The following is a 23,650-nucleotide window of genomic DNA, read 5'->3' as shown; positions in this document are numbered from 1 at the left end:
GGGGGTTCGTCTCTGTTTTATTAAGACGCCGGGGTGGTCGAGCCGCCCGGGGTATTCGAACCGCCGCCAGGCGTGGTGCCAGGCGAAGTGGGGGCCGGCGACGTGGCCGGAGGCGTGGTCGAGGGGGCCGGCGTGCTGGCGCCAGGGGTGGTCGCGGGCGCCGCCGGGGCATCTTCCTTCTTGTTGCAAGCGCTGAGCGCAACGGCCAGCACCGAAGCAATAATCAAGGTTTTGCTCATCATTTTTGGACTCCTGTAGATGACGACTCTTGAAACCCCCTTAGGGGAAACCAGAAGTCAGGCTACAGGAAGCTGACGCCGCAGCGCGTGTGAAAGTTAAAAAGGTCGCATCCCAACGGCAACAAACCTTTCAGCTTCGTGTTATCTCTTTCCTTATGTGTCCCCACGCATGGATCTGATTGCGTTCTGTCCGAATCCGATACGTGGGCGTGTCCGGATACTACGCCGCCACGTAATGAATCCACCCGGAGTCCAGCCAATCGGCCAGGCACGAACGGGCCTCTTCCGACAGCTTTGCGCAGGCGGAGTCGGCGCAGTCCAGGCTACGAGCGTCGGCCAGCGTACGCAGCGCGGCATCGGCGGGCGTCATGGCGGTTTCGCCGTTGATGAAAAGCTGCTTGCCGCGATACAGCATGCGGCTGCGGCGGTCCAGCACCAGGCGACCGGAGGCGGGCCAGTCTTCTTCCAGATCCACCTGCACGTCTTCGGGCGCGTCGAAGACGCTTTGGTTGTGCGGTTCGGTCAGCCAGCAACCCAGAAAGCGCGAGGCCAGCGCGTCGTCAAAACGCAGTTTTTCCACGGTTTCCAGCGTGGCTGCCACCAGCGCATCCGGCAGCGCAGCCGGGGTGTCGACGGCGGGTTGGCCCGGGTCGCGGTAGACGGCGGACAGCTTCGGACCGGGCAGGGCGGGTTCACCATAAGGGCCGCCCAGCAAGCCCACGCGCGCCATGACCTGGTCGGCGGCGGCTTCAAGCAGCCCACGCGCCAGGATGGCCTGCGTAGGCGCGCGAAAGCCGATCGAGATCGTCATGCAGCCATCGCCCATGGCAACGCCGTCATGCGCGGCCTGGGGCGGCAGGTACAGCATGTCGCCCGGCGCCAGCACGGCCTTTTCCTCGGGCTGGAAGTTGCTGAGGATCTTCAGCGGCAGGCCGGGTTCCAGCGACAGGTCTTTTTGCCGGCCATAGCGCCATTCGCGTTCACCCGCCGCTTGCAGCAGGAAGACGTCGTAGCTGTCGAAATGCGGCCCCACGCCGCCGCCATGGCTGGCGATGCTGATCATCACGTCGTCCAGGCGGGCGTCCGGAATGAAGCGGAACAAGCCCATCAGTTCGGATGCGGCGTCGCTGAGCAGGTCCACGCTTTGCACCAGCAGCGTCCAGTCGCCCTCATTGTCTTTGGGCAGGCGCGCAAAGGGGCCGTTTTCCATTTGCCATTCGCCGTTTTCGCGCCAGATCAGGCGCGATTCCACATCGTCGCGTCGCGCCAGCTTCTTGATGGCGGCGATGGTCATCGGCGGTTGAAAGCCCGGGATGGCCTGACGAATCAGCAGCGGCTTGCGCTGCCAGTAGCGGCGCATGAAGTCGTTCGGGCTTTGGTCGCCTAGCAGCGGCAGGGGTTGGTCAAGGTTCATTGAAGGTGCTTCTTCAGGCGGTAGAGGGCGTCCAGCGCTTCGCGCGGGGTGAGGCTGTCGGGGTCGATCGTGGCAAGTTCTTCGCGTAGTGCGTCCAGCGCCTCGATGGCGTCGTCGCGATCAGCCTGGGCGTAGGCGTGCGCGTCGGCGTCCGCCGCCGCTGAAAACAGGCCTAGTTGCGGCGTCGGTGCGCCTTGCGCCTCCAGCCGTTCGAGCTCGCGCGTGGCCTGGCGGATGACCGCGGCCGGCACCCCCGCGCGTTGCGCCACCTGGATACCGTAGCTGCGGCTGGCCGGGCCTTCGCGCACTTCGTGCAGGAACACGATGCCGGCGGCGGATTCGGCGGCGGCCAGGTGTACGTTGGCCGATGCCGGTTGTTCGGCCGGCAGGCGCGTCAGTTCAAAGTAGTGGGTGGCGAACAGGGTCAGTGCGCGGTTGTGCGCCAGCAGGCGGCAGGCAATGGCCCACGCCAACGCCAGGCCGTCATAGGTTGACGTGCCGCGACCGATCTCGTCCATCAGCACCAGGCTGTTGGGCGTGCTGGCCGACAGGATGGCGGCGGCCTCGGTCATTTCCATCATGAAGGTCGAGCGCCCGCCCGCCAGGTCGTCGGCCGCGCCGATGCGGGTGAAGATGCGATCGATCTTGCCGATGCGCGCGCGCGCGGCCGGCACGAAACTGCCGATGCGCGCCAACAGCACAATCAGCGCCACCTGTCGCATGTACGTCGACTTACCGCCCATGTTCGGGCCGGTGATCAGCAACATGCGACGCGCCGGGTCCAGCCGGCAGCCGTTGGGCGTGAAGCGTTCAATGGCGTGTTCCACCACGGGGTGGCGGCCGGCGTCGATGTCGATGTCGGCGTTCTCGGACAGCTCGGGCGCGATCCAGTCGTGGCGGCGCGCGTGCTCGGCCAGGGCGGACAAGGAATCCAGTTCGGCCAGCGCGGCGGCGCAGTCCGACAACGGCCGCACGTGTTCGGCCAGCACGTCCAGCAATTGCTCGAACAGCCACTTTTCGCGCGCCAGCGAACGGTCTTGCGCGGACAGCACCTTGTCTTCCCACGTTTTAAGTTCGGGCGTGATGTAGCGTTCGGCGTTTTTCAGCGTCTGGCGGCGGCGGTAGTCTTCGGGCACCTTGGCGGTCTGGCCCTTGGTCACTTCAATATAGAAGCCGTGCACGCGGTTGAATTCCACGCGCAGGTTGCTGATGCCGGTGCGTTCACGTTCGCGCGCTTCCAGTTGCAGCAGGAAATCGCCGCCATCGGCGGCCAGGCCGCGCAGCTCGTCAAGTTCGGCATCGAACCCGGCGGCCAGCACGCCGCCGTCGCGAATGGCGACGGCCGGTTCCGGCGCAATGGCGCGCACCAGCAAAGCGGCCAGCGCGGGGTCCACGGACAGGTGCGAGATCAGTTCGCCCAGGCGCGGCGACGCTGCCATGGGTTCGACCAGGTCGCGCAGCGCGGGCAGCGATTGCAGCGCATCGCGCAGGCTGGCCAGTTCTCGGGGGCGTACCGAGCGCAGCGCCAGGCGCGCCGCGATGCGTTCGATGTCGGGAAACGCATTCAGCGCGGCGCGCAGCGATTCCAGCACACTGGCGGACCCGAAGGTCTGCTCGACGTCCATGCGGCCCGCCAGCAGCGCAGAAATGGCCTGCTGGCGCGCCAGCGCCTGATCGTTTTCACGCAAGGGGTGATGCAGCCAGCGGCGCAGCAGCCGGCTGCCCATCGGCGTGCGGCAGCCGTCCAGCAGCGAGAACAGCGTGGGGGCGTCTTCGCCCGACAGCGTTTGGGTCAGTTCCAGGTTGCGGCGGGTCACCGGGTCCAGCAGCACGTACTGGCCCGGCCGTTCGGCGGACAGGCTTTGCACGTGGGCCAGCGCCTGCGATTGCGTGCGCGCCGCATAGCGCAGCAGGGCGCCGGCGGCGCAGATGCCCGCGGGCATGTCTTCGATGTCGAAGCCCGCCAGGGTGTCGGTCTTGAAATGCGCCAGCAGATGCGCGCGCGCGCCATCGTTTTCGAAATGCCAGTCCGGCACTCGCGAGCGCGCGCCGTCGAAAGGAAAGTCGAACGCGGCGCTGTCGGCGCAGACGATCTCGGCAGGCGCTATGCGGTGCAGTTCGGATTCCAGCTGCGCGGGCGCGCATTCGGTGACGCGGAATTCGCCGCTGGCCAGGTTCAACCACGCCAGGCCGGCGCGCGGCGCGCGGGCGTTGCCGGACACGAACACGGCCGCAAGCGCGCGATCCGCCTTGGCAGGCAGCAACGCGTCATCGGTGAGTGTGCCGGGCGTGACGATGCGCACGATGCGGCGTTCGACGGGGCCCTTGGAGGCGGCCGGGTCGCCGATCTGTTCGCAGATGGCGATGGATTCGCCCATGGCCACCAGCCGCGCCAGGTATTGCTCCATGGCGTGTACGGGCAGGCCCGCCATGGGAATCGGCGTGCCGTTGGACGAGCCCCGCTTGGTCAGCGTGAGGTTGAGCAGGCGCGCGCCGCGCTCGGCGTCTTCGTAGAACATTTCATAGAAGTCGCCCATGCGGTAGAAGAGCAGCAAGGGGCCGGCCTCCGCTTTCAGGCGGAGGTATTGCTGCATCATGGGGGTGTGGCCCGCGTGGGCCTCGGCGGCGGTGAGTTGTGTTGCGGAATTCATGCCCGTGATTGTATCGGGGCGAGCGGGCGCGTGCGGGGGCAAGCAGGATGGATTTGCCGCGCCCGGCCGCCGACGGCACAATCGCACGATGCGGTCTTGTGTTGGCCGTTGGAGCACCAGATGCCGGACTTGCCCTTTCCCGACCCCGCCTTTCCCGACCCCGCCTTACCCGATCCCGCTTTGCCCGACCCGCCATTTCCTGACCCCATTAACGCGGCCGCACGCGTGACGATCTCCAGCGGGGCGCATCAGGCCGAGTTCGCGCCGGGTGGCGGCGGGCGGCTGACCCGCTTGTCCACGGGCTCGCACGACTGGATCGTGCCGCTGACCGCCACCGAATGGGCGGCCGGCAAGTGGCCCCGCGCGGGCTCCTACCCGCTGGTGCCGTATTCCAATCGCATCCGCAACGGCGTGTTCACGTTCAACGGCGCGCGCCACGCGCTGCAATCCGTGCCCGGCCGGCCGCAAGCCATCCACGGCGCGGGCCTGTTTCAGCCCTGGCAGGTGCGCAATCACACAGCCGACAGCATCGACCTGGTGCTGGCCCAGCCGGCGGGCGTGCTGGGCTGGCCCTGGCCGTTCGAATGCGTTCAGCGCTACCGGCTGGACGCGCGCGGCTTGCGCCTGTCGCTCAGCGTCATCAACCAGGGCGATTCCGCCATGCCTTGCGGCCTGGGCATCCACCCGTACTTCACCGCCGAACGCGTGACACTGAACGCGCGGCGCGTGTGGCCCGCCGATGCCGACGGGTTGCCCACGGGCAGCCGGGTCAAACATGTGCGCGAGTTGCGCTGGTCGGCCGAAGGTTGCGATACCTATCTGTCGCAATGGGAGGGGCGCGCCACGCTGCACTGGGCGGACGGGCACGAACTGGCGTTGCACGCGGACCCGGCCTTTGCCCATGTCGTGGTCTACACCGCGCCGGGATCGCAATTTCTGTGCGTGGAACCTGTCACCAATGTGGCCGACGCGTTCAACCTGGCGGCGGCCGGTGAAACCCGCACGGGGATGCAGGTGCTGGAACCGGGGGCGCGCTTTACGGCCACGGCGCTGATGGCGCTGACGCCGCCTCGCGGCCAACGCTGAACGCCGCGCTTGGAAACGCCGGCTTCCTCCGGCGATAATCCGCCAACCCCAATCCAGGAGTCTCCTACGTGAAAAAGCTCAGCACCGAACAATTGCAGGCGGCGGCCGAAACGCTGCGCCGGGTGCAGGCCAAGCTGGCCCGTTCTGGCAGCCTGCCGCTGGAGCCCACGCTGTATGCCAGCGCAAAGGGCTTTCGCCGTAACGTGCCGGACTATCTGTGGAACTGGTTGTCGGGGCTGCTGGCGCCGCACAAGAGCCTGGCGTCGTGGATGGACACCCATCAACCCGGTTGGCGCGACGGCAAGACGCCCGCCGCCGTGGTGTATGCCCGCACCGAGAAGGGCTGGTTCGATTGGCTGATTGCCGAACTGGAAACGGAAATCAACGATCCGCATGCCCGCGCCAGGCGGGAAGGGCAGGCCTGAGCCAGGCAGCAGGATCCGGTCAAGCCCTTGCGTCGGCCTTGCCGGGCCCGTTCCTGTTATCGGCAACCACCTTCGTGTACACCGTGGCGCCCAATGACGCGCCATGCACGGCAAGGTGGGCGCCCAGTTGAATGACTTGCAGTATCTCCGCGCGCGTCACGCCTTGCGTCAGCGCATGCGGAATCAGCGCCTGCAATGCGCCGCGGTTGCCCTCCGTGAACGCGGCGTGCAGCGCAATGCGCACCAACAAGCGTTCGGCATGGCTAAGGCCGCCTGCCGGCGCGCCGCCTTCCACAAAATCCAGCAGCACGGCCACATAACCCGGGTCCTGCGCCGCCAGTCGCAACAGGCTGGCCGCCTGATCGGGCCATAGCGCCTGGATGCGGGCGGCAAGCGGATCGTCCGGCGGCAGGGCCGCCGACGGGGCGGCCTCATCCAGCACGTCCGCCGCTTGCAGCACGGCGACCAGGCCTTGCAACGTCACCAGATGCAGCACGTCGAAGACGTCCGCCTCGCTGGCGCCCGCCGCGAGGGCCAGCTTCAGGTGCGTCGTCAAACCCGCTTCGTACAGGTGCGTGGGGGACGTGTCCAGCGCCACGTAGATCAGCTCGACCATGCGCGGCGTCAATGGCCCGGTGCGCGCCGGATAGCCCGCGTACTCGGCATAGGTTGACAAGAACGCGGGGTTGGCATGCAACAGCGCCTCGGTCCACGGCCGCCAGTAGCCGCGCGCGGCGATGAATCGGGCTTTGATCGCGGCGGGATCGTTCAGCGTGTGCATAGCGTTTGCCCTGTCAGGTATTGAGCTTCGGCGCCCGCGACGAAACGAAGCAGGGGGTTCAGCGCGGCGTCCGGGTTGGCGGCGTCCACTTCGACGGCGTTGATGCGGCGCGCGCGCGGCCCCCATTCACAGGCCAGCGTGGCGATCAGCATGCGCGCGGCCGCGTCGTCGCCCGCGTATTCCCAGGCCGTAGGAGACTTCGCCTGGGAGTCCACTTGGAAATCCGCCTGGACGCCACGCGGCAGCAGCAGCGTCAGGCTGCCCGGCCCACTGCCGCCGCCATGGCGTTGCGCGGCCGCCAAGGTGGCCGCCAGCCGCCCGCCAGGCGAGCTGTGCAGCACAGACGTGTCGATGATGGCAGCGTAGCCGTCGCGCGTATCCGTGCTGCCCAGCCCGGGCCAGCCGCCGTGCACGGTTAACGACAAAGGCGTGTCGCAGGGCACGGCGGGGATGGCGTTGGGGGCATAGGCTTGGCTGCCGCCAAAGACAGACGACCCGCCGTCTACGGACAGGCGGCTGCCGCTTAAGCTCGCGGCGTCCCGGCTGGCCAGAAACGCCAGCGCGCAGGCCAGTTCTTCGGGCTTGGCCAGGCGCCCCAGCGGAATCTTCGCCACTGCGCGCACCGGATCCAGGCGGCCGCTTGCGATCAGCCCGTCAACCAATTCCGTTTGCACGAAGCCGGGACACAAGACGCTGACGCCCAGGTCGGGCCGCGCGCGCGCCAGCGCGTGCGTCTGCGCGATCAGGCCGGCTTTGCTTGGGCTGTACGCGCCGCGCAGCGGAATGGCATGCAGCCCCGCGCCCGACGCCACGTTGACGATGCGGGCGTGCGGCGCCAAGCGCCCCTGTAGCGCGCGCAGCAGCCGGGGCGGCGCATGCAGATTCAGATCCAGCAAGCGCCGCCAGTCGCGGTCATGTTGTTCGACGATGGGCAGGTTGCTGGCGTCCGTCATCCCCGCGTTGTTGATGATGGCGTTCAGCGTCGGCATGCCGTCGGCCAGCGCCAGGATCTGTTCAGGGTCCGTCAGGTCGACGACGCGGGCAAGATGTTCGACATGGGCGGTGGCGGGCGCCTGGGACTGCGGCGCGGGCCGGTCCGTGTCTCCGGTGCGCGAGGGCCTTGCGATTGGGGCGGCGATGCGGTCGGCATCGGCATCGGCATCGGCGTCCACATTCGCCTTCTTCGCCGCGTGCAACTGCGTCAACAGTTCTTCCAGCGCCGCTGCATTGCGGTCCACCAACACGCAGCGGTGGCCTAGTCGGGCCAGATGCCAGGCCGTGGCGCGGCCGATGCCGCTGGCCGCGCCGGTCAACAGAACCGTATCCATCAAAGCGTGGTGAACGTGATGCCGCCGTCCACCACCAGCGCCTGCGCCGTGATGAAGCGCGCTTCGTCGCTGGCCAGGAACGCGATGCCGCTGGCCACGTCTTCCACCGTACCCAGCCGCCCCAGCGGCGTGCTGGCGATGCGGCGCGCGTCGCGTTCGGCGTTGCGGTTGCGCTGCGTGCCTTCCGTCGGCACCGCCGATGGGCAGACCGCGTTGACGCGGATGCCGCGCCCGCCCAGCTCGGCCGCCGCCGCCCGGGTAATGCCCAGCACGCCCGCCTTGATGCCCGAATACACCATCGACGCGGGCGCGGATTTCAGGGCGGCGGTGGACGCCACGTTGACGATGGCGCCGCCGCGTTCCGGGTCCATCGCCTCGGCGGCGGCCTGGATGCCCCAGATCACGGCCTTGAAGCCGATGTCCAGCATGCGGTCCATCGTGTCGGCCTGGATCTCGGCCGCGCTTTGGTAGCGCACCCAGGCCGCGTTGTTGACCAGGATGTCAAAGCGCGAACCGTATTCGGCCGCCTGCCGCACGGCCTGTGCGATACCTTCGCGCGATGCCACGTTCTGCACCACCGCAAACGCCTTGCCGCCATGGGCGGTAATGTCGGCGACGGCCGCGTCCACCAGTTCCTGTTTCAAGTCGTTGACGCCCACGATGGCGCCGCGCGCTGCCAGCGCGCGGGCGGTGGCGCGGCCGATGCCGGCGCCTGCGCCGGTGACGAGCGCCACGCGCCCAGCCAGATCTTGTTGCATGGTTTCTTCCTACACCGATTCAATGAAATCGCGGCCCACGGCGCGTGACACGCCGCTGAATGCCGCGTCCAGCTTGCGCACCGCGCGCAGCGCGGGGTGCAAGGGAAGCTCCCAGGTAAAACCCATGCCGCCGTGCAGGTGGATGGATTTTTCAATGACGAAAGCGGCGTTGGCGACGGCGCCCGCCAATGCGGACCGGGTGTCGCGCGGCGCACCGAATTCATCGGTGTGCATCGCGCGGCGGATCGCGGCGCTGGACACGTCTTGCAGCAAGCGCATGCGTGCCAGCAGATGGCGCACGGCCTGCTTGGCCGATAGCGGACGGCCGAATTGCACGCGGGTCGCCAGGTAGCCCGCGGTGGCTTGCAATGCCCCCTCGGCCGCGCCGTTGGCGAACTCGGCCAGCAGCAGTTGCGCGGACGCTTCCAGCGCGCGCCAGGCCTGCGCGTCAAGCCGCGCCAGCACGGGTGCGCCGGCCAGCGTCAGCCAGATCTGGGGGTGGTCGGGGTCCAGTTCCGCTTGGGGTTCTTGCGCGGCATCGCGCACGTCCAGCAGCGCCGCGCCGTCGCCATCGGCCACCAGCACCCAGTCGGCCGGGCCATGATCCACGCGCGCGCTACCTTGCTGCACGCTGCCTTGCCACGCGATGCCCACCAGCCGCTCGCCGGCCACCAGCACGGCGGCGTGCGGGGTGCCCGCCAGCGCCTTGGACAGCAACATCTGTTCGGCCAGCGGCAAGGGCAGTTGCAGCCGGCCCGCCGCGTGCGCAATCGGCAAGGCAAATGCCAGGTCCAGGCCCAGCCCGCCGTCGGCCTCGTCCGCCATCACGCCGCACAGCCCGGCCTGCGCCAGCACGGCGGCCATCTCATGCGCGTCCGCGCGCGACAGCGCATCGGTGATGGCGGCGTCGGCGGCTTGCGCGAACTCTTCGGGACGCAGTTCTTCGCTACTCATGTCAAATCCTTGGGCAGGTTCATGACGCGCTGCGCGATCACATCCAGCTGCACTTCAGTGGTGCCCGCGTAGATCGTTTCAGCGCGCGCGAACAGGTACGCGTTGGTAAAGGCCTTGTGCGCGCGCCGCGCCAGCGGGCTGGAATGCGGCCCCACCTGCGACAGCAGCGATAGCGCCAGCCCGGCAAAAGCCTGATGGCATTCGGACCAATACAGCTTCGTCAACGATCCGCGCGCGCCGATGGATTCGCCGCGCAACATGCGTTCCACGGTCAGTTCGACCAGCCCCTTCAAGCCATCGACCTGCGCCACCACTTCGCCCACGCGTTGTCGCACATAGCCGTCGTCCAACGATGGCGCAAGACGCGCGTCGGATTTGCACGCCGCGATCAACTGCCGCAGTTCGCATTCAAAGCGCCACGGCCGGTACATGCGGTTGGTGGCGCGTTCGATGGACAGCACGCGGATGGCGGCGTTCCAGCCTTCATCCGGCGCGCCCAGACGCGCGCTATCGGGCACCACCACATCGTCGAAGAACACCTCGGCAAACGACTCCTTGCCGTCGATCGACTTGATCGGCACCACGCGGATGCCCGGGGTGTCCATCGGCACGGCAAACATCAGCAGCCCACGGTGCTTGTCCGCCACGGTGCCGGTGCGCGTCAGCAGCAGGCAGTAGTGCGCCTTGGCCGCGCCGCTGGTCCAGATCTTCTGACCGTTGATGCGCCAATGCCCGCCTTCCGCGACCGCCTTGGTGCGCAAGCGCGCCAGGTCCGACCCGGCGTCCGGTTCGGAAAAGCCCTGGCACCAGAATTGCCGCATCGTCAGGATTTCCGGCAGGAAGGCCTGCTTCTGCGCATCGTCGCCAACGGCCATGATGATGGGGCCGGCCAGTTCCTTGCCGATGGAGCTGACGCTTTCCGGCATCGGCAGCGCGCCGATTTCCTTGTTCACCGCCAGATGTTCGCGCAGCGTCAGGCCGTGGCCGCCATAGATCTTGGGCCAGGTCATGCCCGCCAGGCCGGCCTGATGCATGGCCGCTTCCCAGGCACTGCTTTCGGCCAGCGTGGGGGCGCGCCAGTCCGGGCTGTCCGCCCGCATGAAGTCCGGCAAATTCGCGCGCAGCCAATTGCGCGCGTGTTGCCGGTAGACCTCGACGCCCGAGGCAGGGTCGGGAACGATTACCTGTTGTTCGAATTGCATGCTTGTCCTTGCTCTGCGGGCTCGGCTGCGGGCTCGGCCGCGGGTGTAGAGGCACGCGTGGCGCGCGGAATCATCAGCGCGTCCAGCACCACCACGCCCTGGCCCTCGGGCCTTACCAGAATGGGGTTCATGTCGATATCGGCGATGTCGTCGCGATGGCGATAGGCAAATTCCGACAAGCGGGCCACGCTGCGTGCAGCGGCTTGCACGTCGGCCTTGGGCCGACCACGCGCGCCGTCCAGGATCGGGAACATCTTTAATGACCGGATCATCGCCAGCGCTTCGTCATCGGTGACGGGCGCGGTCTGTACCGCCACGTCGTTCAGCACTTCGGCATAGATGCCGCCCATGCCCACCATGACAATCGGCCCGAAGACCGGGTCTTGCGACACGCCCGCGATCATTTCCGTGCCACCGCGCAGCATCGGCCCCACCAGCACGCCGTCGATGCGGGCGCCGGGCGCGTGGCGCGCCACATTGGCAAGAATGCGGGCATGAGCCTCGCGCACGGCCTGGGCGTCGGCCACATCCAACGCCACACCGCCTGCCTCGGTCTTGTGCGCCACATCCTCCGACGCGATTTTCAGCACGACGGGGTAGCCGATGCTGTCGGCGGCGCGCACGGCAGCGTCGGCATCGATGGCGATCACTTCGCGCGGCACATCGATGCCGGCTTGGCCCAGCGCCTGCTTGGCGTGGAATTCATTCTTGAAGACGACGGGGTCGATGGGGGACGGGGCGGGGGGCGCATGGTCGATGGCTGCAATCGATGCGCCGTCGGGCTCTGCAAGCGGTGTTGCCGCCGTGTCGCCCGCTCCAGCCGCACGGTCAGCGCCACCCCTCGCACGCAACTGCCCCAGCCGTGCCAGCCCCGCCAAACTCGTGGCCGCGGCATCAATGCCGGCGAACACGGGTATGCCCAGCGCATTGATCTGTTCGATGGCGTCCGCCGGCCCCTGGCTGATGATCATCAGCAGGCGCTGCGGATGGCTGATGCACACCTGCGCCAGCGCTTCCAGGTAGATGCCGCGCAGCCGCGTGTTGTACAGCGACAGCGACATGAACAACACCAGCGAACTGTCGGAAGGATCTTCCAGCAAGGCGGTCAGCATCTTTCCCAGGATGTCGGGTCGGCTCGACATCTGCGCCGACGCGTCGACCGGGTTGCCGGTGCTGGCGGTGGGCACGGCGTCGTGGATGCGTTGCTGCGTCAGCGGCGCTAACGCGGGCAGCGTCATGCCCGCCTCGCTCATGGCGTCGGCCATCATGATGCCGAAGCCGCCCGAGGCCGCCACCAGCGTCACCGCGTCGTTGCGGGGCAAGCGGTTCGGCATCAGCATCGACGCCGCGTGGCCGACGTCGATCAACGCTTCCACCGAGCCCACGCGCAGCACGCCATGGCGGCGGAACACGGCGTCGATGACGGCATCGGACCCGGTCAGCGCGCCGGTGTGTGACGCGGCTGCCTGCTGGCCCTTTTCAGTGGAGCCGATCTTCAACACGATGACCGGCTTGCCGCGCTGGCGCGCCAGGCGCAGCGCGCTGATCAGCTTGTCGGCATCGCGGCACGTCTCCATGCAGCACAGGATGATGTGCGTATCGGGGTCGTCGGCCAGCGCCGCGATGCCGTCGGCCACGTCCACGTCGGCTTCGTTGCCGGTCGCCATGAAGCGGCTGACGCCCATGCCGCGCCGCGCCACGCTTTGCATGGTGTGGCTACCCACATTGCCCGACTGCGACACGATGCCCGCGTGCCCGGCCGGCGGCATGTGTTCTTCCAGCGCGATCGAGAACGAGCCGATCAGGCGGTCGGCCACGTTGACCGCGCCCAGGCAGTTCGGCCCCAGCACGCGCATGCCGTATTGCCGGGCAATGGCGACCAGCTCAGCTTGCAGCGCGGCGCCGGCAGGGCCTGCTTCCGTGAAGCCGGCCGACAGTACGATGGCGGCCTTGGTGCCGCGCGCCGCGCAGTCGCGCAACGCGGCGGGCGTGGCGGCGGCGGGCACGGCCAGGATGGCCAGCTCGGGAGCACAAGGCGTGTCGCGCACCGATGCGTAGGCGGGCAAGCCCTGAATGACACCGCCCTTGGGGTTGATGGGATACACGGCGCCGGCATAGCCGTGCTTGATCAGCATCTGCACGGGGCGCCCGCCGATTTTGGTGACGTCGTCCGACGCGCCCACGACGGCGATGCTGCCTGCCTTGAAAAACGGCGTCAGCCCGGCGCCCGCGCGCTGGGGGCTATGTTGCTGGGGGCGATGTTGCCGCGGGCTGTGCGCTTGTTCGATCCGCGCCATGTCAGCGGCCCTTGAATTGCGGTTGGCGCTTTTCCAGGAACGCCATGCGCGCCTCGCGGGCGTCTTCCGTCTTGGCCAGCGCCATCGTGAAGTCCTGCTCGAAACGGTAGGCATCGCGCTGCGGCATCAGGTCTACCATGTTGGCGGCGCGCTTGGCATACAAGACGGCCAGCGGTGCCTTGGACGCAATTTCATGCGCCAGCGCGAGCGCCGTGGGCAGCAACTGGTCGGGCGGCAGCACGTCTTCCAGCACGTTGCGGCGCAACAGGTCGTGCGCGCTAAGGCGTTGGCCGGTGAAGAACATGCGGCGCAAGGTTGACCGGCCCACCAGCGTGCGCAACATGGACGCGCCGCCCGCCAGGCCCACGTTGATCTCCGGCATGCCGAAGGTGGCGTTGTCGGACGCGTACATGATGTCGCACGCGGCCATCAGCCCCAACCCCGCACCCAGCGCCGCGCCGTTCACCGCGGCAATCACCGGCTTGGCGCATTCCTTGATGGCGTTGCCGGTTTCGCGGGTGATGCGGTTGTGCTCCAGGAAGTCGCCGGCGATGTCGGCGTTGGGTCGGTCTTTCAAATCCGCCCCGGCGCAGAACACTTTTCCCTGGCCTGTCAGCACGGCGCAACGTATGTCATCGCGCTCGGATATTTCGTCGAAGATGGCGACGATGCGGCGGCGCATGGCGCGGTTCAGCGCATTGACCGGCGGGCTGTTCAGCGTGACCAGCGCAACCCCTTCGTTGACTTCCAACGTGACGGTGGCATCGCTCATGCGGGCACCTTGTTGATGGGGGAAAAAGCGAGGGCGCGCAGGGCGCCGATGGCATGCTGCATGACGTGTCTCCATGAGTCCGATGGACCGGTCTTGCCCCGTTTTCAGCGCGGGGTGGCCGGTTTTTTTTGGATTATATGGACGGGTATTGCGCAGGATTCAGGCCAAAAATGTTGGTTGTGTTCTGCACGAAAACGGCATATTCCCGCGCGGCGCAAGCCGATACCATGGTTTGGGAATTCGTCCGCCGGACGAGCAGAACAGGGGCGGTCGGCACATGCAGATTGAGCGTATCGGCACGGTTCGCGCAGCGCTGGGCGAGTGCCCGGTGTGGGATGCGGCCGGAAATTGCTTGTGGATGCTGGATTGCCGCGGCGGACAGTTGCTGAGGATCGATCCGGAAGGCGGCACGACGCGTGAATGGCGCTTGCCCGCCCCGGTGGGCTCGTTCGCGCTGAACGGCGGCGACAGCATCATCGTGGCGTTGAAAGAAACCTTTGCGCTGGTCAGCCTGAGCGACGGCGCCACGCGCACGCTGGGGCGCATTGACGACAGCCACCCGAACCTGAGGCTGAACGATGGCGCGCCGCTGCCTGATGGCAGCTTCGTGGCCGGCACCATGCATGTCCATCGGCAAGAGGGCGAAGCGCCGCTGGGCGGTTTGTACCGCGTGGATACGGGCGGCCGGGCCAGCCGCATCGCGCAAGGGCTGGGCGTGGTGAACGGCCCGGTCATGCATCCGGACGGCCGGCATTTTCATGTGTGCGATAGCGCGCAACGCAAGGGGTTTCGCTATCGCATGGAGGAAGCGGGCCGGTTGTTGTCCCCGCAGGTATTCATCGATACCGATGCGCTCGGTTCGGCCCCGGACGGCTGCTGCTTTGATCGCGAGGGCGGCTTGTGGACCGCGTTGGTGCACGCGGCGGCCATTGCGCGGTTCGACGCGACGGGCAAGCTGGATCGCCGCATCGACCTGCCGGTGGCGCATCCGGCATCGCTATGTTTCGGTGGCCCGGACTTGTCGGATATTTTTGTCACCACCATCAGCGACAGCGGCCGGCTGACAGCCACGGGGCCGCTGGATGGAGCCTTGCTGCGCGTTCGGGGCGCGGGCGCGGTGGGCGCGCCGCGTGGGCAATGCCGCATTCGGCCTTGATGCATTCGGCCTTGATGCATCGCCCCTTATCAGGGGCTTTCGGCGGCGGCCGTCTTGTTGTACGCCGTGAACCGCAGCGCCGAACCCGACACATGCGAGGCCACGAAATCCAGGAACAGCCGGATCTTCACGGGGATCATCGCGGTGTCCAGGATGGTGGCGTACATGCCTTCTTCGAAGGTCGTATTGGTGACGTGATAATCAGGGAATAAACGCACCAGCGTACCGCGCGAAATATCGTTGTGCACGGTGTAGTCATCCAACAGCGCAATACCCTCACCCAGCAGCGCCAGTTCCAGCAGCGCGACGCCGTTGTTGGTCACGTGGCGCGGCTTGATCAGCACTTCCTCAATCGCTTCATCCTGCTTGAAGCGCCAGCAATATTGATCGCCCGGCAGCAGGTAGGCCAGGCAATCGTGCTGCGCGATATCGGCGGGCCGGGCGGGCGCGGCGTGCTTGGCCAGGTAGGCGGGCGAGGCCACCAGAAAACGTTCGCTCTTGAACAGGATGCGCCGCTTTAAGCCCGCTTCAACGGGGGGGGAAATGCGGAAATCGATATCGAAGTTGTTGCGCCGCAGGTCTGCCTTGGTTTCGGACAGCACCAGTTCAATATGAATGTCGGGGTACTGCTGGCGAAACGCGGCCACCAGCGGCGGCAGCACGCCCAGGCCGAACATCATGCGCGAATGCACCCGCAGGATGCCCTTGGGCGCGGCGCGGATTTCGGTGATGTTGCGATGCGCCTCGTTGATGTTCCACAGAATGGACTCAAGCTGTTGCGCATATTCCTGGCCGGCTTCGGTCAGCACGACCTGCCGGGTCGAACGCAGCAGCAGCTTCACGTTCAACTCGTTTTCGAACTCGGTGATCATGCGGGATACCGACGTTGCCGACACCCCGAACTGCCGAGCCGTTTCAGAAAAACTCTCGGTCTTGGAGATCGACAGAAAGAGCTCCATCGCGCGCAGCCTGTCCATCATTCCTCCACTTTACGCAGCACAGAACGCCGCATTTCCTGTATTTCCCCGATGACTGCCGGCCTCTAGAATTTCCTCAGAACGTCAAGCAATCAATGAGGAGACATTATGGAATTCGGCGTGTTCATTCTGGCGCAGCAGCGAGGTTACCACCAGTCCTCAAAGCAAGTCATCAACAACTCCATCGAGCAAACCGTGGTGGCGGAGCAGGCCGGTTTCGATGCGGCCTGGTACGCCGAGCACCACTTCAACAACTACTCCTTGTCGCCCTCGCCGCTGATGACGGTGGCGCACGCGGCGGCCAAGACGCACCGCATACGCCTGGGCACGGCGGTGTGCATTCTGCCGCTGTATCACCCCGCGCGCTTCCTGGCCGAAGTGGGTTTTGTGGACACCGTTTCCAATGGCCGCCTGGACCTGGGCGTGGGCTCGGGCTATCAGGAATTCGAGTTCGAACGCTTCGGCGTGCAGATCGCGGATTCGGGCGCGATCTTCAACGAATTCCTGGACGTGATTCCCAAGGGCCTGACGCAGAAAATCTTTGAACACGACGGGCAATTCCTGAAGATACCGCCCAGCTCGATCGCCGTGCGCTGCTTGCAGGACCCGATGCCGCCGCTGTGGATCACGTCCGGCAACCCGGTCACGCTGGGCCGTGGCGTGCGCGAAAACCATAACCTGTTCGTCACGGCGCTGCTCAAGGGCAACGACGCCATTTCCGAGCTGCGCGGCAGGCTGGAAAAAGTGGCCGAGGACAACGGTCGCGACCTGGACCGCGATGTGAAGTTCGGCTTTTTGCGCTGTGGCTACGCGTCGGACAACAAGGCCGAGATCGACGCGTACCTGGACTGCGCGCGCTTTCAACGCCGCATTTCCGAAAGCCTGAAATTCCGCCGCGCGCAAAGCGACGATGGCTACATGGTCAAGGAAGTGCCGTCTGAAAACGATCCCACGTTCGAGCAGCTGCGCAAGAACCTGCCGGTGGGCTCGGTCAATGAAGTGATCGACAAAATGCTGGAAGAGATCAGCATCCTGCGGCCCAAGCACATTGCGTTGCAGACCCAGCTGGGCGACTTCGATCAGAAGACGATGCTCAAGCAGATCGAGCTGTGGGGCGACAAGATCATTCCGGCCATCCGCAAGGAAGTCGGCAGCACGACGGCCGTGGCCTGAAGGAGTGCAAGATGCAGATCTATCTGAGCAACGCGGGGGCGATCACGCTGCGGCATCCGTCGGACTTCCGGCGGCTGGACGTGCTGGCCGATCCGCAGCCGCGTGACCGCCTGGAACACGCCATCGCCCGCGTCGGGCGACGCGAAGACGAGCGCCATGTGCGGCTGTCGCCATCGGTGCTGCGTTTTTTGTCGCAGCATGCGGGCGACCCGAAATGGGAAGCGGATTTTTCCGCCATGGTCGACTACGCGGCCAGGCACGGATGGGTCGACGAACGCGGCGACATCCGCGCGCACATGGTGGTCAACGAGCATGACCAGGTGGTGTCGGTTGACGACTTCAAGGCGGCGATGCGTTCGCTGCCCGCCGGCATCAGCGCGGTCACCACGGGGCAGGGCGATCAAGTGGCCGGCATGATCGTGTCCAGCCTGACCTCGATCTCGGCCGACCCGCCGATGGTCGGCTTCTTCGTTCAGCAGACCTCGTCCGCGCGCGAGCCCTTGCTGCGCCACGGCCGCTTTGTGGCCAATGTGCTGGGTGAAGGACACGAGGCCGTCATGCAGGCGTTTTTGGGCCAGCCGCAAGGCATGGCGCGCTTTGCGCAAGGCGGCTGGGTGATGAATGAGCAGGGCACGCCGGTGCTGCCCGATGCGCTGGCCAGCATCGAATGCGATATCGTCTGCACCGAAGTGCTGGGCACGCATGATCTGATCGTGGGCAAGATCCGCAAGACGACGTGCCGCGAAGCGCAGCCCGTTATCAACTTCAAATCCGCCACGCATCGCATCGCGCCCGTCCGGCTTCAATAGGCAAGGGCTGCCTCCAGGAAAATGCCCGCCATGTCGGCGGGCATTTTTTGCTGCTGTTGAAACGCAAGTTGCCGCCGGCTACGCGGCGGCAAGCCTCTGATCAATCCAGCACGATATGGTTTTCCTGAATGACGCGACCCCAGTATTGGCGGTCGGCTTCCAGCTGCGCGTCCAGCGCTTGCGGGCCGCCGGCCTTTTCGGTCTGCCCGTTCGCCACCAACATTTGGCGAAAACTCTCGGCTTGAACCGTCTTGATCGCCGCGGCGGAATACGCCTGGATCAAATCGGCGGGCGTGCCCTTGGGCGCGTGCAGCGCGGTCCAGTAGCTGGCCTTTAACTGCGGATAGCCCAGCTCAACCACCGACGGCACATCGGGCAGGCCGGGGTCGCGCTGATCGGTCGTCAGCGCCAGGATCTTCACCGCGCCCGCCTTCTGGTGATCGGCCAGCGCGATGGGCGTCATGTAAGACAGGTCGTTGCGGCCGGTGATCAGGTCGATCAAGCTGGTCGGTGTGCTCTTGTAGGGCACGGCGGTCAGCGGGATACCCAGCGTCTTGGCCAGGATCAAGCCGTACAGGTCGGTGACGCTGCCTGGCCCCAGCGAACCATAGGTCAGCGCGCGGTTTTCCTTCTTGGCGTAGGCGACCAGCTCGGCAATGGAATTGACGCCCATCGTGGCGGGCACGGTGATGGTCAACGGCCCATCGAACATCATCGCCACGGACGCGAAGCTGTCGAACCGGTATTGCAGGTTGGGACGCAGCAAGACGTTCAGCGATACCGGGCCCGAGCCACCCATCAGCAGCGTGTTGCCGTCGGCGGGGGCGCGCGCGACTTGCGCGGCGCCGATGATGCCGTTGGCGCCGGGCTTGTTTTCAACAATGAACGGCACGCCCAACTGCGCGCTCATGCCTTCGGCCAGCAGCCGGGCGAAGTTGTCGTTGGGGCCGCCGGGCGCGTAGGGCACGATCAGGGTCACGGGCTTGGGGGCGGCGCGCAACGGCCGCGCAAGCATCATGAGGGTGCCGGCCGCGAGGAAGCCGCGGCGCGTGAGCTTGAACATTGTCTCTCTCCTTGATCCCGCCGCCGTGCATGTCCGTGCCTTCTGTGGGCCGGGTCAGCGTATTGTCAGCGTGGCGACAGGGGCGGCGGGCGGCGCTGGGCCGCCCGCCTTGGGTTGTCACAGGAGTCGATGATAATTTTTATCGGACTTCCCGATTACCCCATCTTTGCGCAGAACAGTTCTGCGAAGGCCGTCAGAAACCTTCCAGGACGACCTTGCCCTGCGCCTTGCCGCTTTCGATAAAGGCATGGGCGCGGCGCAGGTTCTCGGCGTTGATCTTGCCGTAGTGCTCGCCTAGCGTCGTGCGCAGCGTGCCGTCGTCGATCAGCCGGGCCGCCTGGTTCAGCAATTCGTGCTGCGCGATCATATCGGGCGTGTTGTGCAGCGAACGCGCAAACATGAACTCCCAATGCAGCGACGCCGATTTGCCCTTCAGCAACCGCACGTCAATGGCGCTGGGGTCGTCGATCAGCGCAATCTTGCCTTGCGGGGCGATGGCTTCGGCCAGCTGGGCAAAGTGCTTGTCGCTATGGGTCAGGCCGGCGATGTGGCTGACCTGTGGCACGCCGATGCGCTTGAGCTCTTGCGCCAGCGGCTTGCTGTGGTCGATGACGTGATGCGCACCCAGTTCGCGCACCCAGGCCTGCGTCTCGGGCCGCGACGCGGTGCCGATCACGGTCAGCCCCGTCAGTTGCCGCGCCAGCTGTACCAGGATGGACCCGACGCCGCCGGCCGCGCCCACCACCAGCAGGCTGCCCTGGCTTGGGGCGGCGTTGTCCAGCACGCGCAGCCGGTCAAACAGCAGTTCCCAGGCGGTGATGGTCGTCAGGGGCAACGCGGCGGCTTGCGCAAAGTCCAGGCTCTTGGGCATGTGGCCGACGATGCGTTCGTCCACCACATGGCGTTCACTGTTGGCGCCGGGGCGATTGATGGCGCCGGCGTACCAGACACGGTCGCCCGGCTTGAACAGGCTGACCTTCGCGCCCACGGCGCGCACGACGCCAGCGGCGTCCCAGCCGATGATCTCGGGCTTGCCGTCCTCGGGCGCGCGGTTGGCGCGGATCTTCACGTCGACCGGGTTCACCGAAATGGCGTGCACGTCCACCAGCAGGTCGTGGTCGCCGGGGGTGGGTTCGTCGACGGTGATGTCTTGCAGGGCGTCAGCCTGGTCGGCCGGCAGGTTCTTGAAGTAGGCAATGGCTTTCATATCGGTGGCTCGGGTTTTCGTTGTGATGGGGGGAGATCAGAGGATGGAGCGGACCACGCCGCCGTCCACGCGCAGCGCGGCGCCGTTGGTGGCACTGGCCTGGGTGGAGCACGCGTAGACGACCATGTTGGCCACTTCATCCACGGTCGCCAGCCGGCGCAGCAAGGACGTGGGGCGGTGCTGGGCGATGAAGTCGCGTTCCATCTCGTCTTGCGACACGCCTTGTTCCTTGGCCATTTCGGCGAAGAAGTCAGACACGCCTTCCGAGCGCGTTGGGCCGGGCAGCACGGCATTCACGGTGACGCCCGTGCCGGCGGTCAGCTCGGCCAGGCCCCGGGACACAGCCAGCATCGCCGTCTTGCTGACGCCGTAATGGATCATTTCCGCCGGAATCTGCACCGCCGATTCGCTGGAGATGAACACAATGCGGCCCCAGTTGGCCGCGATCATGCGGGGCAGGTAGTAGCGCGATAGCCGGATGCCGCTCATGACGTTGGTGTCCAGCATGTGCTGCCAGTCGTCATCCGTGATTTCGGTGAACGACTTGGGGGCGAAGAAGCCGGCGTTGTTCACCAGGATGTCCACGTCGGGGTGGGCCGCCACGATGGACGCGGCGCCATCGGCGGTGGCCAGGTCGGCCTGCACGGTCGTGACCTGGGCGGCGGGAAATTTCTGTGCAATCGCGGCCGCCGCCTGGGCCAGCTTGTCGGCGCTGCGGCCGTGCAGCACCACTTGGGCGCCGGCTTCGGCCAGGCCCAACGCAATCGCCAGGCCGATGCCGCCGGATGACCCGGTGACCAGCGCCTTTTTGCCATTCAGTTCGATGTTCATGTGTCAGCTCCAGTAGAGATCAGGACAGGCTTGAAAACGAAACCATGATTACCCAGTTCACAGGCATGAAAAACCGGCTAGCATCGCACTCAGTTTCAATAATTTTTTGAAAATGAGTCGACCATGGTGCGGTTTGAAGACCTGCGGATCTTTGTGGCGTCGGCCGATCACGGCAGCTTTTCCGGCGCCGCGCGCGAACTGGACGTGTCGCCCGCCGTGGCCAGCGCGGCGCTGAAACGGCTGGAGCAGACGTTGGACGCGCGCCTGTTCGTGCGGTCCACGCGCAGCCTGCGGCTGACGGCGGACGGCGAGCGCTATCTGGAATACGCGCGCTCGGCCATCGCCACGCTGGAGGCGGGCAAGAACGCGATGGCGCGCGACAAGACGGCGATATCCGGCACGCTGTCCGTCTCCATTCCGTCCGACCTGGGCCGCCACGTGCTGCTGCCCTGGCTGGATGACTTCCAGACCCAGCATCCGCGCGTAAGCTTCCAGGTGCGCATCAGCGACCGCTTGGCCGACCTGTACCGCCAGCCGGTGGACATCGCCATCCGCTACGGCAAGCCCAGCGATTCCGCCTTGGTGGCGCTGCCGCTGGCCGAACAAAACAGCCGCGTCGTCTGCGCGTCGCCCGCGTATCTGGCGCGGCACGGCGTGCCCCAGAAACCCGAAGACCTGCGCGACCACAACTGCCTGTCGTTCGTGCTGGGCGAAACGCTGCACGACCGCTGGGCGTTCGAGCACGAAGGCACCGCCATGACGGTACCCATCAAGGGCGACCGGGTGGGCGACGACGGCGATCTGGTGCGCCGCTGGGCGCTGGCGGGCAAGGGCGTGGCGTACAAATCGCGCTACGACGTGTTGCGCGATTTGCGCGCCGGGCGTTTGGTGGCGCTGCTGCCCGACTACGCCACCGAACCCTCACCGCTATACCTGCTCTGCGTGCACCGCATGTTGCTGTCCCCCGCCGTCAAGCGCCTGCGCGAGTTTCTGCAAGAGCGCTTTCGGCAGTTCGAGGCGGGGTAGCGCGACGCGGGTTGCGGCGGCGGGGCAGCAGGCCTAGTGCGCCGCGCGGTGGTGCGACCCCGATGCGGCCTTGTTCCTGGCCCGAGTCTGCGCCGCCTTCTTCGCGGCGGCGGAACGGCCGGCCGCGCCCTTGGTTGCGGCGGCCTTCTTCGCTGCTGCCGAGCGGTCGGCGGCTGTGCGCCGGCCCGCCGACTTGCTGGCGTGGTGCGACAACGCCGAACGCGACGCGGGCTTGGTGCTTTCCTTCTTCAACGCCTTGGTCGTTGCGTGAGAACGCGTGGACGACTTGGCATGCCCGTCGTGCGCGGCCTCGGTATCCTTTTTCGCCCGATGCTTGGTCGCCGCACTGGCCTTCTTCGACGGCGTGGCCTTCACGCCCGCGCGACGCGCTTTCGACAGTCCGATGGCAATGGCTTGCTTGGTGGAACGTACACCGTGCTTGCCTTCGCGCACGTGCTCGATTTCCTCGCGGACGAATTCTCCGGCCTGCGTGGATGCGGCCTTGCCTTCTCGCTTGTCTTTCTTCGCGCGTTCCAGGGTTTTCCGTTCAGGCATGGTGATCTCCTTGCTGAGTTGCGGGAGCGGGCTCCGTCGCCAGTCGAGACCACGCGACGGAACTCGTAACACCACGATAGCGCCGCCGCGTTATCCTGTGTGTTCGAATGGATTGCCGGTCGTAAGCGCCGGAACACGGGCCACCGACCGTCGATTCACGACTCACCCCCTTAGCGGAGACGAGCTATGTCGAATCATGTCTACAAGCAAATCGAACTGGTGGGATCTTCCACCACCTCCACCGATGACGCGATCGCCAAAGCGATCGAGCGCGCATCCGAAACCTTACGCAATCTGGACTGGTTTGAAGTCACTGAAGTGCGCGGCCATATCAAGGACGGCAAGGTGGCCCATTGGCAGGTCGGTTTGAAAATCGGCATGCGTCTCGAAGGAGACGAGTAATCCGCGCGCTGGTCGTTCTTTGACCAGCGCCTGCAAGTGCTTGTCGGACAAGGAGTTTTCGGGCTTGTTATCCGACTGTTCATAGGCTTGTCCACATTCCATGGGGACAAGCCTTGTCTTTTATCCCCACGTTGTGCGGCGCGGCACGCGACACGACCCGCGTCGCGCCGGCTGGGCAGCCACTGGGCGTTTATTGCCCGATGCTCTCAAGTGCTTGGCCTGTAAGCCTTTTTCGCGACTACCCGCATACTGTCCTCAGCCTTATCCACATTTGCCGGGGACAACTCGGTGCCATCCAGTCCCCCATTGAGCCTTTATTGACCACGCCATGCAGGTTATTGATCTGCATACGCTTTTTGCACCTGCCCTCAAACTGTCCTCATGCTTTTCCACAGAATGCTGGGACAAGACCCACAATCAGTTCACGCCTTGAAGACCGCTGTGCAGACATACAGCACTTTCGGGGATAACTTCGCCCAAACTCATCCAAAAGGACGATTGCGCATTGTTTGACCAGCACACGCAAGTGCTTGGCGGAGCAGGG

22 protein-coding genes are annotated in these 23,650 nt (G+C 66.1%); 7 read left to right on the top strand and 15 right to left on the bottom strand.

The window, feature by feature from the left end; translation table 11 throughout:
* Positions 1-20: 20 nt before the first annotated feature.
* From AC0Z35_RS26780 to mutS, 3 genes are all read right to left on the bottom strand, one after another.
* Complete coding sequence (locus AC0Z35_RS26780) at positions 21-242, bottom strand: endopeptidase (protein ID WP_082134552.1); 222 nt, start codon at positions 240-242, stop codon at positions 21-23.
* 217 nt (positions 243-459) lie between these two features.
* Positions 460-1,653: a ribosomal protein uL16 3-hydroxylase gene (locus tag AC0Z35_RS26775; RefSeq protein ID WP_485133163.1), complete on the bottom strand. Its 1,194-nt coding sequence runs from the start codon at positions 1,651-1,653 to the stop codon at positions 460-462.
* Positions 1,650-4,304, bottom strand: coding sequence for a DNA mismatch repair protein MutS (gene mutS / locus AC0Z35_RS26770; protein ID WP_120156418.1), 2,655 nt, complete (start codon positions 4,302-4,304; stop codon positions 1,650-1,652). Before mutS ends, AC0Z35_RS26775 begins: the two co-directional genes overlap by 4 nt.
* Positions 4,305-4,424: 120 nt before the next feature.
* Here mutS and AC0Z35_RS26765 point away from each other — a divergent pair, with 120 nt between their 5' ends.
* Both AC0Z35_RS26765 and AC0Z35_RS26760 read left to right on the top strand, forming a co-directional pair.
* A complete protein-coding gene (locus tag AC0Z35_RS26765) occupies positions 4,425-5,390 on the top strand; it encodes an aldose epimerase family protein (protein ID WP_485133164.1) in 966 nt (321 codons plus the stop codon).
* A gap of 68 nt (positions 5,391-5,458) precedes the next feature.
* Entirely contained in the window at positions 5,459-5,815 is a 357-nt protein-coding gene (locus tag AC0Z35_RS26760; protein ID WP_485133165.1) for a hypothetical protein, read from the top strand.
* Positions 5,816-5,834: 19 nt separating this feature from the next.
* On the opposite strand, the gene AC0Z35_RS26755 is transcribed toward AC0Z35_RS26760, so the two are convergent.
* The 7 genes from AC0Z35_RS26755 to AC0Z35_RS26725 are packed head-to-tail and all read right to left on the bottom strand — an operon-like array spanning position 5,835 to position 13,907.
* Positions 5,835-6,596 carry a carboxymuconolactone decarboxylase family protein gene (locus AC0Z35_RS26755; protein ID WP_485133166.1) on the bottom strand — a complete coding sequence of 254 codons (762 nt, stop codon included), beginning with the start codon at positions 6,594-6,596 and terminating at the stop codon, positions 5,835-5,837.
* Complete coding sequence (locus AC0Z35_RS26750; RefSeq protein ID WP_485133167.1) at positions 6,584-7,924, bottom strand: SDR family NAD(P)-dependent oxidoreductase; 1,341 nt, start codon at positions 7,922-7,924, stop codon at positions 6,584-6,586. The genes AC0Z35_RS26755 and AC0Z35_RS26750 overlap by 13 nt, the downstream gene beginning before the upstream one ends.
* Positions 7,924-8,682 carry an SDR family NAD(P)-dependent oxidoreductase gene (locus AC0Z35_RS26745; RefSeq protein ID WP_104145938.1) on the bottom strand — a complete coding sequence of 253 codons (759 nt, stop codon included), beginning with the start codon at positions 8,680-8,682 and terminating at the stop codon, positions 7,924-7,926. The genes AC0Z35_RS26750 and AC0Z35_RS26745 overlap by 1 nt, the downstream gene beginning before the upstream one ends.
* Positions 8,683-8,691: 9 nt before the next feature.
* Positions 8,692-9,636, bottom strand: coding sequence for an acyl-CoA dehydrogenase family protein (locus AC0Z35_RS26740; RefSeq protein WP_485133168.1), 945 nt, complete (start codon positions 9,634-9,636; stop codon positions 8,692-8,694).
* Positions 9,633-10,838, bottom strand: a complete 1,206-nt coding sequence (locus AC0Z35_RS26735; RefSeq protein ID WP_485133169.1) for an acyl-CoA dehydrogenase family protein — start codon at positions 10,836-10,838, stop codon at positions 9,633-9,635. The genes AC0Z35_RS26740 and AC0Z35_RS26735 overlap by 4 nt, the downstream gene beginning before the upstream one ends.
* On the bottom strand, positions 10,817-13,135 hold the full coding sequence (locus AC0Z35_RS26730) for an acetate--CoA ligase family protein (protein WP_485133170.1): 2,319 nt from the start codon (positions 13,133-13,135) through the stop codon (positions 10,817-10,819). The genes AC0Z35_RS26735 and AC0Z35_RS26730 overlap by 22 nt, the downstream gene beginning before the upstream one ends.
* Position 13,136: 1 nt before the next feature.
* Positions 13,137-13,907 carry an enoyl-CoA hydratase/isomerase family protein gene (locus AC0Z35_RS26725; protein ID WP_046805945.1) on the bottom strand — a complete coding sequence of 257 codons (771 nt, stop codon included), beginning with the start codon at positions 13,905-13,907 and terminating at the stop codon, positions 13,137-13,139.
* 277 nt (positions 13,908-14,184) lie between these two features.
* Between AC0Z35_RS26725 and AC0Z35_RS26720 the strand changes: the two genes are divergently transcribed.
* Positions 14,185-15,063, top strand: a complete 879-nt coding sequence (locus AC0Z35_RS26720; protein ID WP_485133171.1) for an SMP-30/gluconolactonase/LRE family protein — start codon at positions 14,185-14,187, stop codon at positions 15,061-15,063.
* Positions 15,064-15,092: 29 nt separating this feature from the next.
* On the opposite strand, the gene AC0Z35_RS26715 is transcribed toward AC0Z35_RS26720, so the two are convergent.
* On the bottom strand, positions 15,093-16,040 hold the full coding sequence (locus AC0Z35_RS26715) for a LysR family transcriptional regulator (protein WP_120157569.1): 948 nt from the start codon (positions 16,038-16,040) through the stop codon (positions 15,093-15,095).
* A 108-nt stretch (positions 16,041-16,148) separates the two neighbouring features.
* On the opposite strand from AC0Z35_RS26715, the gene AC0Z35_RS26710 reads away from it, so the two are divergent.
* Positions 16,149-17,213, top strand: a complete 1,065-nt coding sequence (locus tag AC0Z35_RS26710) for an LLM class flavin-dependent oxidoreductase (protein ID WP_319305111.1) — start codon at positions 16,149-16,151, stop codon at positions 17,211-17,213.
* 11 nt (positions 17,214-17,224) lie between these two features.
* The gene (locus tag AC0Z35_RS26705; protein WP_046805942.1) at positions 17,225-18,022 is read left to right on the top strand and encodes a flavin reductase family protein; all 798 of its coding nucleotides are present in this window, start codon (positions 17,225-17,227) and stop codon (positions 18,020-18,022) included.
* Positions 18,023-18,122: 100 nt separating this feature from the next.
* On the opposite strand, the gene AC0Z35_RS26700 is transcribed toward AC0Z35_RS26705, so the two are convergent.
* The 3 genes from AC0Z35_RS26700 to AC0Z35_RS26690 all read right to left on the bottom strand — a co-directional run bounded on the left by AC0Z35_RS26700 (position 18,123) and on the right by AC0Z35_RS26690 (position 21,123).
* On the bottom strand, positions 18,123-19,085 hold the full coding sequence (locus tag AC0Z35_RS26700; RefSeq protein WP_104145945.1) for a tripartite tricarboxylate transporter substrate binding protein: 963 nt from the start codon (positions 19,083-19,085) through the stop codon (positions 18,123-18,125).
* A 193-nt stretch (positions 19,086-19,278) separates the two neighbouring features.
* Positions 19,279-20,292 carry a zinc-binding alcohol dehydrogenase family protein gene (locus AC0Z35_RS26695; protein WP_485133172.1) on the bottom strand — a complete coding sequence of 338 codons (1,014 nt, stop codon included), beginning with the start codon at positions 20,290-20,292 and terminating at the stop codon, positions 19,279-19,281.
* A gap of 36 nt (positions 20,293-20,328) precedes the next feature.
* Positions 20,329-21,123 carry an SDR family NAD(P)-dependent oxidoreductase gene (locus AC0Z35_RS26690; protein WP_485133173.1) on the bottom strand — a complete coding sequence of 265 codons (795 nt, stop codon included), beginning with the start codon at positions 21,121-21,123 and terminating at the stop codon, positions 20,329-20,331.
* A 123-nt stretch (positions 21,124-21,246) separates the two neighbouring features.
* On the opposite strand from AC0Z35_RS26690, the gene AC0Z35_RS26685 reads away from it, so the two are divergent.
* On the top strand, positions 21,247-22,149 hold the full coding sequence (locus tag AC0Z35_RS26685; RefSeq protein WP_485133174.1) for a LysR family transcriptional regulator: 903 nt from the start codon (positions 21,247-21,249) through the stop codon (positions 22,147-22,149).
* Between the two features lie 33 nt (positions 22,150-22,182).
* Here AC0Z35_RS26685 and AC0Z35_RS26680 read toward each other — a convergent pair whose 3' ends face one another.
* Positions 22,183-22,704, bottom strand: coding sequence for a DUF6496 domain-containing protein (locus AC0Z35_RS26680; protein ID WP_104145949.1), 522 nt, complete (start codon positions 22,702-22,704; stop codon positions 22,183-22,185).
* A gap of 186 nt (positions 22,705-22,890) precedes the next feature.
* Here AC0Z35_RS26680 and AC0Z35_RS26675 point away from each other — a divergent pair, with 186 nt between their 5' ends.
* Entirely contained in the window at positions 22,891-23,106 is a 216-nt protein-coding gene (locus tag AC0Z35_RS26675; protein WP_050449258.1) for a dodecin, read from the top strand.
* Positions 23,107-23,650 lie beyond the last annotated feature (544 nt).

The sequence above is a fragment of the Achromobacter sp. 1L-A-4-B-C2 genome (genome assembly GCF_057291955.1).
The sequence above is the reverse complement of the archived record's forward strand: the minus strand, read 5'-3'. Positions and strand labels throughout refer to the sequence as shown.

What these genes read in the sequence shown, in the direction of transcription:
- AC0Z35_RS26780 (WP_082134552.1), bottom strand. Translation starts at nt 242, where the DNA reads ATGATGAGCAAAACCTTGATTATTGCTTCGGTGCTGGCCGTTGCGCTC.
- AC0Z35_RS26775 (WP_485133163.1), bottom strand. Translation starts at nt 1,653, where the DNA reads ATGAACCTTGACCAACCCCTGCCGCTGCTAGGCGACCAAAGCCCGAAC.
- mutS (WP_120156418.1), bottom strand. Translation starts at nt 4,304, where the DNA reads ATGAATTCCGCAACACAACTCACCGCCGCCGAGGCCCACGCGGGCCAC.
- AC0Z35_RS26765 (WP_485133164.1), top strand. Translation starts at nt 4,425, where the DNA reads ATGCCGGACTTGCCCTTTCCCGACCCCGCCTTTCCCGACCCCGCCTTA.
- AC0Z35_RS26755 (WP_485133166.1), bottom strand. Translation starts at nt 6,596, where the DNA reads ATGCACACGCTGAACGATCCCGCCGCGATCAAAGCCCGATTCATCGCC.
- AC0Z35_RS26750 (WP_485133167.1), bottom strand. Translation starts at nt 7,924, where the DNA reads ATGGATACGGTTCTGTTGACCGGCGCGGCCAGCGGCATCGGCCGCGCC.
- AC0Z35_RS26745 (WP_104145938.1), bottom strand. Translation starts at nt 8,682, where the DNA reads ATGCAACAAGATCTGGCTGGGCGCGTGGCGCTCGTCACCGGCGCAGGC.
- AC0Z35_RS26740 (WP_485133168.1), bottom strand. Translation starts at nt 9,636, where the DNA reads ATGAGTAGCGAAGAACTGCGTCCCGAAGAGTTCGCGCAAGCCGCCGAC.
- AC0Z35_RS26735 (WP_485133169.1), bottom strand. Translation starts at nt 10,838, where the DNA reads ATGCAATTCGAACAACAGGTAATCGTTCCCGACCCTGCCTCGGGCGTC.
- AC0Z35_RS26730 (WP_485133170.1), bottom strand. Translation starts at nt 13,135, where the DNA reads ATGGCGCGGATCGAACAAGCGCACAGCCCGCGGCAACATCGCCCCCAG.
- AC0Z35_RS26725 (WP_046805945.1), bottom strand. Translation starts at nt 13,907, where the DNA reads ATGAGCGATGCCACCGTCACGTTGGAAGTCAACGAAGGGGTTGCGCTG.
- AC0Z35_RS26720 (WP_485133171.1), top strand. Translation starts at nt 14,185, where the DNA reads ATGCAGATTGAGCGTATCGGCACGGTTCGCGCAGCGCTGGGCGAGTGC.
- AC0Z35_RS26715 (WP_120157569.1), bottom strand. Translation starts at nt 16,040, where the DNA reads ATGGACAGGCTGCGCGCGATGGAGCTCTTTCTGTCGATCTCCAAGACC.
- AC0Z35_RS26710 (WP_319305111.1), top strand. Translation starts at nt 16,149, where the DNA reads ATGGAATTCGGCGTGTTCATTCTGGCGCAGCAGCGAGGTTACCACCAG.
- AC0Z35_RS26705 (WP_046805942.1), top strand. Translation starts at nt 17,225, where the DNA reads ATGCAGATCTATCTGAGCAACGCGGGGGCGATCACGCTGCGGCATCCG.
- AC0Z35_RS26700 (WP_104145945.1), bottom strand. Translation starts at nt 19,085, where the DNA reads ATGTTCAAGCTCACGCGCCGCGGCTTCCTCGCGGCCGGCACCCTCATG.
- AC0Z35_RS26695 (WP_485133172.1), bottom strand. Translation starts at nt 20,292, where the DNA reads ATGAAAGCCATTGCCTACTTCAAGAACCTGCCGGCCGACCAGGCTGAC.
- AC0Z35_RS26690 (WP_485133173.1), bottom strand. Translation starts at nt 21,123, where the DNA reads ATGAACATCGAACTGAATGGCAAAAAGGCGCTGGTCACCGGGTCATCC.
- AC0Z35_RS26685 (WP_485133174.1), top strand. Translation starts at nt 21,247, where the DNA reads ATGGTGCGGTTTGAAGACCTGCGGATCTTTGTGGCGTCGGCCGATCAC.
- AC0Z35_RS26680 (WP_104145949.1), bottom strand. Translation starts at nt 22,704, where the DNA reads ATGCCTGAACGGAAAACCCTGGAACGCGCGAAGAAAGACAAGCGAGAA.
- AC0Z35_RS26675 (WP_050449258.1), top strand. Translation starts at nt 22,891, where the DNA reads ATGTCGAATCATGTCTACAAGCAAATCGAACTGGTGGGATCTTCCACC.